Origin of the sequence: Streptomyces bacillaris (genome assembly GCF_003268675.1) — a bacterium.
GTDB lineage: Bacteria > Actinomycetota > Actinomycetes > Streptomycetales > Streptomycetaceae > Streptomyces > Streptomyces bacillaris.
Map to the genome: position 1 here is coordinate 7,663,275 of NZ_CP029378.1, position 14,078 is coordinate 7,677,352.

Genomic DNA, 14,078 nt, shown 5'->3' on the forward strand with positions numbered 1-14,078 from the left:
GAACCGGGCGACCGATCATTCGGTCGATCTTCCTGGGAGCAGTAATTCAGGAGGCCGGGGGCGCTGGCAAGAGCGGCGCACGGATCATCCCCGCGGACCGGGGGCGCGGCTCCCCGACGGCCTCCCGCCGGCTTCCGCGGATCGGCTCGTGGCGAAGCACGTTGCGCACGGCCCCGTGCGCCTGTTCGGATGGGTGGTATGCCGACCTTCTCCGCGTACGACACCACCCGGCTCGCCTACCACCTGGTGGGGGAGGGCGAGCCGCTGATCTGCCTGCCCGGCGGGCCGATGAGGGCGAGCGCCTGCCTGGGGGAGCTGGGCGGGCTCGGTGCCGTACGGCAGCTGGTCCTGCTCGACCTGCGCGGAACGGGCGACTCCGCCGCACCCGAAGACCCCGCCACCTACCGGTGCGACCGGCTCGTCGACGACGTGGAGGCGCTGCGCGAACACCTCGGCCTGGACCGGATCGACCTGCTGGCCCACTCGGCGGGCGCGAACCTGGCCCAGCTGTACGCCGCCCGGCACCCGGAGCGGCTGCGCACCCTCACCCTGATCACCCCCTCCACCCAGGCCGCCGGTATCCCCGTCACCCACCAGGACCTGCGCGACGCGGCCCGGCTGCGCAGCGGCGAACCCTGGTACGCCGAGGCACGGGCCGCCCAGGAGGCGCTGCTCGCGGGCGGGCCCTTCGCCGAGCTGTGGCCCGCCGTCCGGCCGCTCACCTACGGCCGCTGGGACGGGACGGCGAAGGCCCACGCCGCCGCCTCCGCCGGGCAGACCAACGCCGAGGCGCGCGGCCGGTACGACGACGGCGCGTACGACCCCGCCACCACCGTCCCGGCCCTGCGCGAGCTGACCGCGCCGGTCCTCGTCCTCGCCGGGGAGCTGGACGGTCACCCGAGCCCGGACCGGGCGACGGAGCTGGCCGCGCTCTTCCCGTACGGCGAGTTCACCGTCCAGAAGGGCGCGGGGCACTTCCCGTGGCTCGACGATCCGGGGGCCTTCTCCCGTACGGTCGCGGCCTTCCTCGACGGGGAGGTCCGGAGTGTGTCGGCGGGCGGTGTCCGGCTCGCCTACCGGGTGTGGGGCGACCCCGCCGCCCCGCCGGTCGTCCTGCTCCACGGCCGGGGAGGCTCCTCCCTCACCTGGACGCGGATCGCCGGGGAACTGGCCGCCGAACACCGCGTGTACGCCCCCGACTTCCGGGGCCACGGGCTCAGCGACTGGCCCGGCCACTACTCCTTCGAGCTGTTCCGCGACGACCTGCACGCCTTCCTGGAGGCCCGCAACCTGGCGGGCGCCACCGTCGTGGGGCACTCCATGGGCGGGGTGGCCGCCTACCTCCTCGCCCAGCGCGAACCGGGGCTCATCGGCCGGCTCGTCATCGAGGACGCCCCGCCGCTCCTCCCGCTCGACCCGCCCCGCCCGGCCGCCGAACGCCCCGAAGGCGAGCTGGACTTCGACTGGCCCGTCGTCCCGCACACCGACGCCCAGCTGAACGCCCCGGACCCGGCCTCCCGCGAGCGGCTGGCCGAGATCACCGCCCCGACGCTGGTCATCGGCGGCGGTGCGACGAGCCACATCGACCAGAAACAGCTGGCCCACATGGCGGAGACCATCCCCGACGCCGTGTTCGTCACCATCGAGGCGGGCCACCTCGTCCACACCGCCCGGCCGGAGGAGTTCCTCGCCGCGCTCCGGTCGTTCGGCCTGGGCTGACCGTCAGCGCCGCTCCGGCGGGGCCGGGACCAGCCGGTACGCGTCGCCCGCGCGCCGGACGGATCCGGCGGTCGGCGGCGGGAAGTGGGTGCCGAGCAGCAGCGCCGGGTGCCGGCCAGCGAGTCGAGCAGCCGGTGCCGGGTCCGGGCCGCGAGACCGGGGTCGAGGTCCGCGCAGCTGCAGATCCCGGGGTGCGTCAGCTGGACGGGGTGGTGGATGCTGTCGCCGGTGACGACCGCCCGCTCGCCGTGGCTGCTCAGCTCCACCGCCACCTGCCCCGGTGTATGGCCGGGCGTCGGCAGCAGACGTACGCCCGGGGCGATGTCCGTACCCCCGTCGGAGACGTCCACCAGATCGAAGAGACCCGCCTCCCGGACGGGGTGCACGGCGTCCCGGAACATCTGCTGCTGCGGCTCGTCCGGCTCGGCGCCTGCCCAGTGGTCCCACTCGGTGCGCGAGGTGAGATACCGCGCGTTGGGGAACATAGGCACCCGGTTATCGCCCTCGGCCCGGGTGTTCCGCCCCACGTGGTCGGTGTGGAGGTGGGTCAGCACGACGAGGTCGACGCTCTTCGGCGCGAAGTCCGCCGCCTTCAGCCGCTCCTCGTAAGCGGTCCGCTGCTGGTGCCAGGCGGGGTTGGCCCGCTGCTTCCCGTTGCCGATGCCGGTGTCGACGACGATCCGCAGGCCGTCCGTCTCGACGGCGAAACCGTGGCTCGCCAGTCGGAGGACCCCCTGGTCGTCGGCGAACTCGGGGAGCAGCCAGGGTGTCCGGGTGACGAGATCGGCGGTCGCCTCGGGCAGCAGCCACGGCCCGGTCTCCGGCGGCAGGGGCGTCTCGTCGATGCGCCGGACGGTGTGGTCGCCCACGGACCACGTGGGGACGGGGCGCGTGGATGCCGGTCCGGTGCTGGCTTGCCTGATCACGGGGCCCCTCAGAGCAGAGCTAACGCAAACACATTGCTTTTACGTATCCGAGGAGGAGCTGCATGAGCCCCAGGCCGATGGCCCGCCCCGGCGGGCGCAGCGCACGGGTGCAGGAGGCCGTCCACGCGGCGGTCCGTGACCTCCTGGGTGAAGTGGGCCGGGACGCGCTGACCGTGCCCCTGGTGGCGGCCCGAGCCGGGGTCACGCCGTCCACCGTCTACCGCCGCTGGGGCGATCTGCGCGAGCTGCTCTCCGACGTCGCGGTCGAGCACCTGCGCCCGGACGCCGACCCCGCCGACCTCGGCAGCCTCCGGGCCGACCTCGACGCGTGGGCGGAGCAGTTCCTCGACGAGATAGCCTCCCCGGCCGGACGCGCCTCCATCAGGGACGCGCTCCTCGGTGACCCCGACGGCGACAACGCCGGCCGCTGCTCCGCGTACGCCGCCCAGCAGATCGAGGCCATCCTGAACCGCGCCGCCCGGCGCGGCGAACCGGCCCCGGACACGGAAACGCTCATCGACCTGGTCGTGGCACCGGTCATGTACCGCATCCTGTTCCGCCCCGGTGGCCTGGACGCCGCGTACGTACAGGGCCTGGTGACCCACGCCCTCGGCGGGCGGTGACCTCTCAGTCGTCCGCCCTCGCCCCGGCCGCCGCCACCGCCTTGGCCCAGCGGTAGTCAGCCTTGCCGCTCGGTGAGCGCTGGATCCGGTCGGCCAGGACCAGGGCGCGCGGGATCTTGTATCCGGCGAGCCGGGTCCGGCAGTGGGCCTGGACCGCGTCCAGGTCCAACGCCGCCGCCCCCTCGCGGAGTTCGAGGACGGCCGCGACCCTGCTGCCCCAGCGTGCGTCGGGGACGCCCGCCACGAGTGCGTCGTACACGTCCGGGTGGGACTTGAGGGCCTGCTCGACCTCCTCCGGATAGACCTTCTCCCCGCCGGTGTTGATGCACTGCGAGCCCCGGCCGAGCACGGTGACGATGCCGTCCGCGTCCACGGTCGCCATGTCGCCCAGCAGCACCCACCGTTCGCCGTTCTTGTGGAAGAAGGTGTCGGCGGTCTTGGCCGGGTCGTTGTAGTAGCCGAGCGGTACGTGGCCCCGCTGGGCGATGCGACCCACCTCGCCCGGTGCCACCGGCTCGTACGTCGCCGGATCGACCACGGCCGTACGGGCGTTGACCTGGACCCGGAAGCCGCGCTCGGGGCCGGAGTCGGCGGTCGCCGTGCCGTTGAAGCCGGACTCGGAGGAGCCGAAGTTGTTGAGCAGCATCACGGTCGGCACCAGCGCCTGGAACTCCGCCCGCACCGAGTCCGACATGATCGCCCCGGAGCTGGAGACGGAGAACAGCGACGAACAGTCCGTCCCGCGCAGCGGCCCGTTGAGGGCGTCGATCAGCGGACGCAGCATCGCGTCGCCCACCAGGGAGACGCTGGTGACCTTCTCCCTCTCGATCGTCCGCAGCACCTCCTCGGGGACGAACTTGCGGTGCACGACGACCCGTTGACCGAAGTTGAAGCCGATGAACGCGGTGAGCGTGGAGGTGCCGTGCATCAGCGGGGGAGTGGGGAAGAAGGTGATGCCGTCCCCGCCCGCCGCCACCCGCTCGGCCAGCTCCTGCGGACTCCTCACCGGTTCCCCGGTCGGCGCGCCACCACCAAGGCCCGAGAAGAACAGATCCTCCTGACGCCACATCACCCCCTTGGGCATACCGGTCGTGCCGCCGGTGTAGATGATGAACTGGTCGTCGGCGGAGCGGGGTTCGAAGCCGCGCAGGGGGGAGCCGGAGCTCTCGGCCTCGGTGAAGGGGGCGGCCTCCAGGTCCGGTGGAGCGGGCGTCGATCCCACCCGGACCAGGTGGCGCAGTGCCGGGGCCTGCGCGGACGCCGCCGCCACCCGCTCGTCGAACGCGCCGTCGAAGACGAGCCCCGCCAGATCCGCGTCCCGGTAGAGGTAGACCAATTCCTCTTCTACGTAGCGGTAGTTGACGTTCACCGGCACCAGCCGGGCCTTGAGTGCCCCCAGGGCTGTCTGGAGGTACTCGATCCCGTTGTAGAGGTGCAGACCCAGGTGTTCGCCCGGGCGGAGGCCCGCGCCGATGAGGTGGTGGGCGATCCGGTTGGCGGCGGCGTCCAGCTGGAGGTAGGTGAGACGCCGCTCGGCGCCCGTACCGGGATGGTCGACGTAGAGGAGTGCCTCACGGTCGGGGACCACGTCCACGACCGACTCGAACAGGTCGGCAAGGTTGTACTCCACCGTTCCTCCTGACCCCGGATGACTGGCGACTCGGCCGTCATTAGAGCGCCGGTCGGCACAAGTGGGAAGGGGCGGCGTCGAAAGAATCTGACTGACAGTCAGAAAACTATTGAACTGTGAACCCGCCTCCTGCAACCTGTTCCAGGTCCGCAGAGGGGAGTTCGTCATGGGCGGTACGGAACACCTGACCGTGGAGCGCGAGGGCGCCACACTGGTGCTCACCCTGAACAGGCCGGAGGCCAGGAACGCGCTGTCGCTGCCGATGCTCGTCGGCCTCTACGACGGCTGGCTCGCGGCCGACGCCGACGACGGGGTCCGCTCGATCGTCCTCACCGGCGCGGGCGGCGCGTTCTGCTCCGGCATGGACCTCAAGGCGCTCGCGGGCGACGGCATGGCGGGGCAGGAGTACCGCGCGCGGATGACCGCCGACCCGGACCTGCACTGGAAGGCGATGCTGCGCCACCACCGCCCGCGCAAACCGGTGATCGCCGCCGTGGAGGGCCCCTGTGTCGCCGGGGGCACCGAGATCCTCGTGGGAACGGATATCCGTATCGCCGGGGCGGGCGCCACCTTCGGGCTCTTCGAGGTCCGGCGCGGCCTCTTCCCCATCGGCGGCTCCACCGTCCGGCTGCCGCGCCAGATCCCGCACACCCACGCCCTCGAAATGCTCCTCACCGGTCGCCCGTACACCGCCGACGAGGCCGCCTCCATCGGGCTCATCGGCCGGGTCGTGCCCGACGGCACCGCCCGGGAGGAGGCCCTCGCCGTCGCCGAACGGATCAACGCCTGCGGCCCGCTCGCCGTGGAGGCCGTCAAGGCGTCGGTCTACGAAGGCGCCGAGCTGACCGAGAGCGAGGCGCTGGCCGCCGAACTCCAGCGCGGCTGGCCCGTGTTCGCCACCGAGGACGCCAAGGAGGGCGCCCGCGCCTTCGCCGAGAAGCGCCCGCCCGTCTACCGCCGCGCCTGACCCCGCGTCTCGTGCCCCGAGCCCCAAGTCCTCAGCCCGGAGACCGGAGTTCTGATTCCTGAGCCTAGGAGAGAGCCATGACCGAGATCCTCAGCGCCCCGCTGGTGGTCGAGTTCCCCTTCACCCGCTCCCTGGGCCCCGTCCAGAGCGCCTTCCTCACCGGACTGCGCGAGCGCACCGTCCTCGGCGTCCGCACCGACGACGGCAGGGTCCTCGTCCCGCCCGTCGAGTACGACCCCGTCACCGCGAACGAACTCCGCTCGCTCCTCCGGGTCGCCCCCACCGGCACCGTCACCACCTGGGCCTGGAACCCCGCCCCGCGCCGCGACCAGCCCCTGGGCACCCCCTTCGCCTGGGTGCTCGTCCGCCTCGACGGCGCCGACACCGCGCTCCTGCACGCCCTGGACGCCCCCGGACCCGACGCCGTGCACACCGGGATGCGCGTCCGGATCCGCTGGGCCGCCACCCGTACCGGAGCCATCACCGACATCGCCTGCTTCGAGCCGTACGACGGTGAGCCGGGAACCACCGAACCCGTGCCGCACGGCGGGGAGTTCACCGACTCCGTCACCGGCATCACCGTCCCCGCCCGCCTGGACTACGTCCACACCCCCGGCCGCGCCCAGAGCGCCTACCTCAAGGCGCTGGAGGACCACCGCACCGTCGGCGAACGCTGCCCCGCCTGCCGCAAGGTCTACGTACCGCCGCGCGGCGCCTGCCCCACCTGCGGCATCGCCACCGCCGAGCAGGTCGAGGTCGGCCCGCGCGGCACCGTCACCACCTTCTGCATCGTCAACATCAAAGCGAAGAACCTGGACATCGACGTCCCCTACGTCTACGCCCACATCGCCCTCGACGGCGCCGACCTCGCGCTCCACGGCCGCATCGCCGGCATCCCGTACGACCAGGTCCGCATGGGGCTGCGCGTCGAGCCGGTCTGGGCCGAGGGCGCCCGCCACCCCGACCACTACCGGCCCACCGGGGAGCCCGACGCCGGCTACGACACGTACAAGGAGCTGGTGTAGATGCGAGACGTGGCGATCGTCGCCTTCGCCCAGAGCCCGCACCGACGGCGTACGGACGAACTCTCCGAGGTCGACCTGCTGATGCCCGTCCTCCACCAGGTGCTGGAGACCACCGGCCTCAAGGCCAACGAGATCGGCTTCACCTGCTCCGGCTCCGCCGACTACCTCGCCGGGCGCGCCTTCTCCTTCACCATGGCGCTCGACGGCGTCGGCGCCCACCCCCCGATCTCCGAGTCCCATGTCGAGATGGACGGGGCCTGGGCGCTGTACGAGGCCTGGGTGAAGATCATGACAGGGGAGGCCGACACCGCGCTCGTCTACGCGTACGGCAAGTCCTCGCCCGGCCAGGTCCGCGACGTCCTCACCCGCCAGCTCGACCCCTACTACCTCGCCCCCCTCTGGCCCGACTCCCTCGCCCTCGCCGCCCTCCAGGCGCAGGCACTCCTCGACGCGGGCCACGCCGACCGAGCCGCCCTCACCGCCATCGCCACCCGCAGCCGCACCGACGCCGCCGCCAACCCGTACGCCCAGCTCACCGGAGACGTCCCCGCCGGGGGCCTCCTGGTCCACCCGCTGCGCACCGGCGACTGCCCGCCCATCGGTGACGGCGCCGCCGCCGTGATCCTCGCCGCCGGGGACACCGCCCGCGCCCTCTGCGCCCGCCCCGCCTGGATCCGGGGCATCGACCACCGCATCGAGGCCCACGCCCTCGGCGTCCGCGACCTCACCGACTCACCCTCCACCCGGCTCGCCGCCCGGCATGCCGGAGCCTTCGAACGGCCTGTCGACACAGCCGAGTTGCACGCCCCCTTCACCTCCCAGGAGGTGATCCTCCGCACGGCCCTCGACCTCGGCGACGACGTCCGTGTCAACCCCTCCGGAGGAGCCCTCGCCGCCAACCCGATCATGGCGGCGGGCCTCATCCGGCTCGGCGAGGCCGCCGCCCGCATCCACCGGGGCGCGTCAGTTAGGGCGCTCGCCCACGCCACCTCCGGGCCCTGCCTCCAGCAGAACCTGGTCGCCGTCCTGGAAGGGGAGAGCGCTCATGGTTAAGGAGCCCGTCGCCGTCGTCGGCATCGGCCAGACCAAGCACGTCGCCGCCCGGCACGACGTCTCCATCGCCGGACTGGTCCGCGAGGCGGCGGTCCGCGCGCTGGAGGACGCCGGACTGACCTGGAGCGACATCGACGCCGTCGTCATCGGCAAGGCCCCCGACTTCTTCGAGGGCGTGATGATGCCGGAGCTGTATCTCGCGGACGCGCTCGGAGCCGTCGGCAAACCGATGCTCCGCGTCCACACGGCCGGTTCGGTCGGCGGCTCCACCGCTCTCGTCGCCGCCAACCTGGTCGCCGCCCGCGTCCACCGGACCGTCCTGACCCTCGCCTTCGAGAAACAGTCCGAGTCCAACGCCATGTGGGGGCTCTCCCTGCCCGTCCCCTTCCAGCAGCCCCTGCTGGCCGGGGCGGGCGGCTTCTTCGCCCCGCACGTCCGCGCGTACATGCGCCGTACGGGAGCACCGGACACGGTCGGCTCCCTCGTCGCGTACAAGGACCGCCGCAACGCGCTCAAGAACCCCTACGCGCACATCCACGACCCGGACCTCACCCTGGAGAAGGTCCAGGCGTCCCCCATGCTCTGGGACCCGATCCGCTACTCGGAGACCTGCCCCTCCTCCGACGGAGCCTGCGCGATGGTCCTCACCGACCGCGAGGGCGCGAGCCGCGCCCCGTACCCGCCCGCATGGGTGCACGGCGGCGCGATGCGCAGCGAACCCACCCTCTTCGCGGGCAAGGACTTCGTCTCTCCGCAGGCCGGCAAGGACTGCGCGGCCGATGTCTACCGGCAGGCCCGGATCACCGACCCGCGCCGGGAGATCGACGCCGTCGAGATGTACGTCCCGTTCTCCTGGTACGAGCCGATGTGGCTGGAGAACCTCGGCTTCGCCGGTGAGGGCGAGGGGTGGAAGCTCACCGAGGCGGGCGTCACCGAACTCGACGGCGACCTCCCCGTCAACCCGTCGGGCGGGGTGCTGTCCACCAACCCCATCGGCGCCTCGGGCATGATCCGCTTCGCCGAGGCGGCGCTCCAGGTACGGGGACGGGCGGGCGACCACCAGATCGACGGGGCCACCCGGGCGGTCGGCCATGCCTACGGCGGCGGGGCGCAGTTCTTCGCCATGTGGCTCGTCGGCTCACAGCCCCCGCCGGGATGACGGCCCCCCCGCCCGGGCCTCCCGGGCGGGGGCTGGGAGGCACCGGCTCAGGCCAGCGGGCAGCTGACCGGCAGCACCCGTTCGGTCAGCCGCCCCCGGAGCAGGCCGTCGGCGGTGAACTCCGCATCGGTGAGCCAGTCCGCCACCGTCAGCTGCTCCACCAGCGCCTCCAGCCCGTCGGGCTCGACAGCGCACCAGGAGGCGAGGGGCTCCACCTCGACGCCCTCGCCGTCGGGCCCCAGCCGCCCGTCGGCGCTGGTCCGTACGGCCAGGGCCAGGGCCAGCAGCCGGACATCGGCGCCGGTCTTCTTCTTCCGGAGCTTCTTGTCGCCCACCACCCGCTGGGCCCACCCGCTGAGCTTGGGGCGGGTCTTCCGGCCGAAGACGAACGGACCCGGGCCGTCCTCGTCGGGCATCAGGGACGGGATGGTGATCGGGGTGGGGCTCTCCGGACGGGAGGCGAGCAACTCCTCGACCGTACCGGGGAAGGAGAGCCAGCCGCTCTCCACGAGCCGGCCGATGAGCTCCTCGGGATCCGTCAGGGGCAGCCCCCTGACGTCCTGCCCCACGAGGTTGCCGGTGCCGGTGAGCGCCGAGCGCAGGGTCAGCAGCACCGCCAGGAGGCGGGCCTCCGCGCCGGGCACCGGGGTGTGCTCGGCGACATGGGCGAGGATCGCCCGGGCGTGGTCCCACTGCGTGAGGCCGGGCAGCAGCCGGCTGGTGACCTGACCGTCGCCCGCCGGGCTCTGGCCGGTGCGCTGCTGGTGCTGGAGGAGAGCGGCGGCGGCCGCCTGCTCGGCGCGCTCCGCCTCCAGCCGCAGTTCGGTCTCCCCGGTGACCTCCGCCCAGGTCCGGAAGGCCTTCGCCTTGCGGGAATGGAGCTCGGACAGCTCGACCAGATCCGGTTCGGGGCGCTGCTGATAGGCGCGGAAGAGATCGCCCAGTTCGATCAGCTCCTCGCGCAGGGCGACGGGGTGCAGGTCGAACGGCACGATCCGCTGCGCGATCTTCCCGGACCGGCGCTTGCGGCGGGGCCGGGGGGGACGGGCCGCGGGCACCCCCTCGGGGACGGGGGCCGGGGCCGCTGCGGCGTGGGAGAACTGCGGGCCGATCTGGGCGGGCGGCCGGGGCGCGGCGGCCCGGGCCCCTCCGGCCGGAGCCCCTGCCGCGGGGGCGGCGGACGGGGAGGCGACCGCCGGGGCGGTGGCGACGACCTTCGCCGTGGGATGGGCGGCCGCACAGCGCGCGCAGCACTCCAGGGCCCGCCACCAGCGGCCCTGCCGGTCGTTGATGACGGCCAGGACGACCGGGCCCCCGCACCGCGACGCCGGGGCCCGGTCGCGGGGGCCGTCGGTCCGCACATGGGTGTGGCAGTCATCGGCCCGGCAGGCGCAGTACGCCTCGGGCCGGGGCCCCGACGCGGCCCGCAGATGTGTCGCCAGGTGCGCGACGGCTGCGGTACGGCCGACGGCGGCGGACGGCAGGACCTGGGGGGCGCAGCCCGGGCGCCCGCACGAGACGCGTACCGCCGTACCGCCCCGGTCGGCCGGGTCCAGACGCACCATCCACGCGCGCCCCGCCACCCGCTCTTCCAGCCCGCCCACTGTGCCCTCCACCGTCATCCTGTCCTCTCCTCCGGCGCATCGCCGTATCCGTCTCGCGGCGCACCGCCGTCCCCGCACCCACCACTGCCACGGCGGACCGGGCACGGCGGTGATCCAACGGTATGCGGCACATGGGTCCGTCGTGCAGGAACTTGCGCCGATTCCACGCGGAAGAGTCGAGGGTGTGCCCGAACGTGCGCCGACGCGGTGCCGGGAGGGTAAGGGCCGGGGTGCCGCGCACGATGTCCGCCGGTGGCCGGAAGGCCGGGCCCGGGGCGGTGGCCGGGCCCGGGCCCGGCTCCGCGACGTGAGCCGGGCCACGTACCATGTCAGCATGTCCTTCCTCCGCCGCCGCAGCGCCGCAACACCCGCGGGCCCGGACTTCGATGTCCTGGCCATGGACCCGGGGGACTGGCCCGGCAACCTGGGCGCCGGTCTGCTCCCCGCGCCCGACGGCAGCTGCCAGGGCGTCTTCCTCCGATACGACCTGTACGGCGGCCGTGGCCCGGCCATGATCATCGGCAATCTCCCGGAGGGCTCGCCCGCCCGCGAGACCGAGGAGGGCCAGGTTCCCTTCGAGGTCGCGCAGCTGCTGCTGGCCCTGGAGAACGACGAGCCGATCGAGGTCGTCAGCAGCGAGGACGTCCCCGTGATGCAGGGCGACAACCTGCTGATCGTCCGCCGGGTGAAGCTCTCGGAGAGCCGTATCGCCTGCGTCCAGTTCGACCGCAGCGACGGGGTGCTCGTCACCATCGCCAGCTGGGACCGGCCCATCACCGACGATCTCTACACCCTTCTGAAGCCCCTTCCCGCCGAGCTGTTCCAGCAGGGCTGAAACGTCACTGCATAGGCCGCCCGAATATGCCGGGCGGCCTTTCTCCTGCCTGGTCCTTCTTCATGCCCGGCCTCTCTTCGTCTCCGGCCACTCGTCCTGGCTGACCACCGGAGCATCCGGCTCCAGGAGCGTCCGGGCACGGCGAACGGCCCGCCGCGTGTCAGTCGCGACGGGCCGTGCGGCGCACGGCGGTGGCCGTGCCGTCCGCGGGCCGGGAACTACGCCCTGCTGCCCGCCAGGTCCGCCATCAGCCGGGTCACCTGGGCCGCCGAGGTGCCGAGTCCGGTCGGCCCGGCGAGGATCTGCGGGGCGCCGTGCCCGCGGCGCAGGTCCTCCTCGCGGTAGCGGCGGCAGCCCCGGTGCCAGATGAGGATGCCCGCGAGCCAGTGCTTCAGCTCCTGCACATAGCCCGCCAGCACCTCCCGCGCCTCGGCGTCGAGATCGAAGTCGTCGTACAGTACCGGGAGTTCCACCTCCGCCACATGCAGGAACTGCCGCAGCCGGGATTCCATCAGGTCGTGCACGATCCGTACGCCCGTCGGATAGTCGACGCCGAAGAAGTTCTGGACGACCAGGACGCCGTTGTGCACCTCACCCTCGTACTCGATCTCCTTCTGGTACGAGAACAGGTCGTTGAGCAGGCACGCGTAGTCCGCGGCCGCGTTCTCCAGCGACCGCATCGGGCCGCTCCGGTAGACCGCCTCGGGCACCTTCCTGCCGTGGGCGAGCCGGCACAGGCTCATCGTCAGGTCCGAACCGAAGGTCGCCCGCCGCATCTCGGTGTAGTCGACCGGGTCAGGGATACGGTTCTGCGCCTGGTTGGCCAGCTCCCACAGCCAGCTCTCGGTCATCGACTCGATCGCGGTCCGGAAGGCGCGCCGCGCCTCCGGGTCCATCGGCCCCGCCGTCCGGAGCCACAGATCGCCCAGCGACCGCTCCAGCGCGTTCACCGGCTCGGGGGTGGCCTCGCCGTCCAGCGGCATGAAGAGCGAGAGCCGCTCGTTGGCCAGCCGGGCCCCCGCCAGGTCCCTGGTCCGCCCGTGCACCACGGGGAACCAGTCGTCACCGTACGTACCCCAGGCCAGCCACGCCGAGGAGATGTCCAGCTCCTCCGGTGCTGCGTCCGGGTGGATGCCCGCCGCGCAGAGGGGGAGGTCGATCGCGAGGATCCGCTCCTCGTCCCAGATGTGCGAGCCCGGGACGCCCGGCTGCGCCTCCAGGATGCCCATGCGGCGCGCCCAGTCGACCAGCCGGAGCCTGGCTCCCTCCAGATGCGGGCTCAGCGTCGTGGAGAACGGCAGCTTCAGGTCGGGGACGACCGAGGGGCCGACGTGCTGGAAGGGCCGGTGGCTGTGGCTGCGGGCCCGTGCCGTCTCGGAGCGGAGGGTGAACTTGATGGAGGCGGCGGACATGCCGAAGCCCGCCACCGCCTCTCCGGCCCCGCCGCCGTTCATGTACCGGCTGGAGCGCATGTGCCACTCGTGGCCGCCGGACTGCCAGTCCTGGAGCCCCTTGACGTACGCGAGGACGGAAGCGGTCTGCGCCGGGTCGAGGCCCCTCTCCGCGCAGAGCGGGCCCAGTTCGGTGAGGGCGGTGTTCTCGAACTGGTGGAGCCGCGAGGTCAGCAGGTCGTTGACGGCCTCGGCGGCCTCCTGGGTCGTGCACCCGAGGAACTTCTCCAGGACCAGGACCCCGTTGCTGTTCTCGCCCTCGTCCTCGACCTCGCGCTGGTACGAGAAGAGGTCGTTGCGCAGGTGCACCCCGTCGGAGAAGGCGTCCCGCAGGACCCGCAGCGGGCGCGACCCGGCGACGGCAGCGGGCACCTCGGCGTTCGCCGCGTACTCCACGAGCCCGGCCGACCAGGGGGCGCCGCCGACCTTGCGGCGCATCTCGATGTACTCGACGGGGTTGGCGATGCGGCCCTCGTTGATGTTGGAGAGCTCCCAGAGCGACTCGTTGAGGAGGTTCTCCGTCGCCACCGCGAACCGGGCGCGCCACGCGTCCGACATCGCGGGGATCGTCCGCTCCCACAGGTCCGCGAGGCCCGCCTCGACGGGATTCTCCGGCTCGGGCATGGCCGCCCCGCGCTCCATCGGCATGAAGGCGGGCAGCCGGTCCAGATAGCGCTTGGCGCCCTCACGGTCGGGCGTGCGCTTGAACAGCTCCAGGAAGTGGTCGTCGAAGAAGAAGACCCACACGTACCAGTCGGTGACCAGGGACAGGGCCTCGGCCGAGCAGTCGGGGTGGGTGTAGGCGCAGAGCAGGGCGTAGTCGTGCGCCTCGAGGTCCTTCTCCTCCCAGATGCCGGATCCCTCCAGCATCCCCATCCCGCGTGCCCACTCCCGGGTATGTGTCCGTGCCGCCTCCACATGAGGGTTGAGCCGGGCCGGATACGGAACATAGAAGTCCGGCAGTGAGAAGGGCTGTGCCATGTGCGATAGGCCTTTCCGGAAGGCTCCGCGCGGCGAGGGCGCGGATCGATGGTGTCCGCGCCAGCCCTACCCTTCGGCCAACCGGGGCACGCACCAGAGGGATTA

The 14,078-nt window shown here is 72.7% G+C and carries 10 protein-coding genes and 1 pseudogene; 7 read left to right on the forward strand and 4 right to left on the reverse strand.

The window, feature by feature from the left end:
• Positions 1-198 precede the first annotated feature (198 nt).
• Positions 199-1,719: an alpha/beta fold hydrolase gene (locus DJ476_RS33325; RefSeq protein WP_112492264.1), complete on the forward strand. Its 1,521-nt coding sequence runs from the start codon at positions 199-201 to the stop codon at positions 1,717-1,719.
• A 3-nt stretch (positions 1,720-1,722) separates the two neighbouring features.
• Here the strand turns inward: DJ476_RS33325 and DJ476_RS33330 are convergent.
• A pseudogene (locus DJ476_RS33330) lies at positions 1,723-2,588 on the reverse strand (MBL fold metallo-hydrolase).
• A 119-nt stretch (positions 2,589-2,707) separates the two neighbouring features.
• Between DJ476_RS33330 and DJ476_RS33335 the strand changes: the two are divergent.
• Positions 2,708-3,268 (forward strand): TetR/AcrR family transcriptional regulator, encoded by a 561-nt coding sequence (locus DJ476_RS33335; protein ID WP_112492265.1) that lies wholly within the window; start codon positions 2,708-2,710, stop codon positions 3,266-3,268.
• A gap of 4 nt (positions 3,269-3,272) precedes the next feature.
• On the opposite strand, the gene DJ476_RS33340 is transcribed toward DJ476_RS33335, so the two are convergent.
• Entirely contained in the window at positions 3,273-4,898 is a 1,626-nt protein-coding gene (locus DJ476_RS33340; RefSeq protein WP_112492266.1) for an acyl-CoA synthetase, read from the reverse strand.
• Between the two features lie 166 nt (positions 4,899-5,064).
• Between DJ476_RS33340 and DJ476_RS33345 the strand changes: the two genes are divergently transcribed.
• The 4 genes from DJ476_RS33345 to DJ476_RS33360 all read left to right on the forward strand — a co-directional run bounded on the left by DJ476_RS33345 (position 5,065) and on the right by DJ476_RS33360 (position 9,102).
• Positions 5,065-5,865, forward strand: coding sequence for a crotonase/enoyl-CoA hydratase family protein (locus tag DJ476_RS33345; protein WP_103417025.1), 801 nt, complete (start codon positions 5,065-5,067; stop codon positions 5,863-5,865).
• Between the two features lie 77 nt (positions 5,866-5,942).
• Positions 5,943-6,890 (forward strand): Zn-ribbon domain-containing OB-fold protein, encoded by a 948-nt coding sequence (locus DJ476_RS33350; protein WP_112492267.1) that lies wholly within the window; start codon positions 5,943-5,945, stop codon positions 6,888-6,890.
• Positions 6,891-7,943, forward strand: coding sequence for a thiolase domain-containing protein (locus DJ476_RS33355; RefSeq protein ID WP_112492268.1), 1,053 nt, complete (start codon positions 6,891-6,893; stop codon positions 7,941-7,943).
• On the forward strand, positions 7,936-9,102 hold the full coding sequence (locus tag DJ476_RS33360) for a thiolase domain-containing protein (protein WP_112492269.1): 1,167 nt from the start codon (positions 7,936-7,938) through the stop codon (positions 9,100-9,102). The genes DJ476_RS33355 and DJ476_RS33360 overlap by 8 nt, the downstream gene beginning before the upstream one ends.
• Before the next feature lie 47 nt (positions 9,103-9,149).
• On the opposite strand, the gene DJ476_RS33365 is transcribed toward DJ476_RS33360, so the two are convergent.
• Positions 9,150-10,724, reverse strand: coding sequence for a hypothetical protein (locus DJ476_RS33365; protein ID WP_103417029.1), 1,575 nt, complete (start codon positions 10,722-10,724; stop codon positions 9,150-9,152).
• Positions 10,725-11,040: 316 nt separating this feature from the next.
• Here DJ476_RS33365 and DJ476_RS33370 point away from each other — a divergent pair, with 316 nt between their 5' ends.
• Positions 11,041-11,541: a hypothetical protein gene (locus DJ476_RS33370; RefSeq protein ID WP_003971159.1), complete on the forward strand. Its 501-nt coding sequence runs from the start codon at positions 11,041-11,043 to the stop codon at positions 11,539-11,541.
• Positions 11,542-11,759: 218 nt separating this feature from the next.
• On the opposite strand, the gene DJ476_RS33375 is transcribed toward DJ476_RS33370, so the two are convergent.
• Complete coding sequence (locus tag DJ476_RS33375) at positions 11,760-13,973, reverse strand: terpene synthase family protein (protein ID WP_112492270.1); 2,214 nt, start codon at positions 13,971-13,973, stop codon at positions 11,760-11,762.
• Positions 13,974-14,078: the final 105 nt, after the last annotated feature.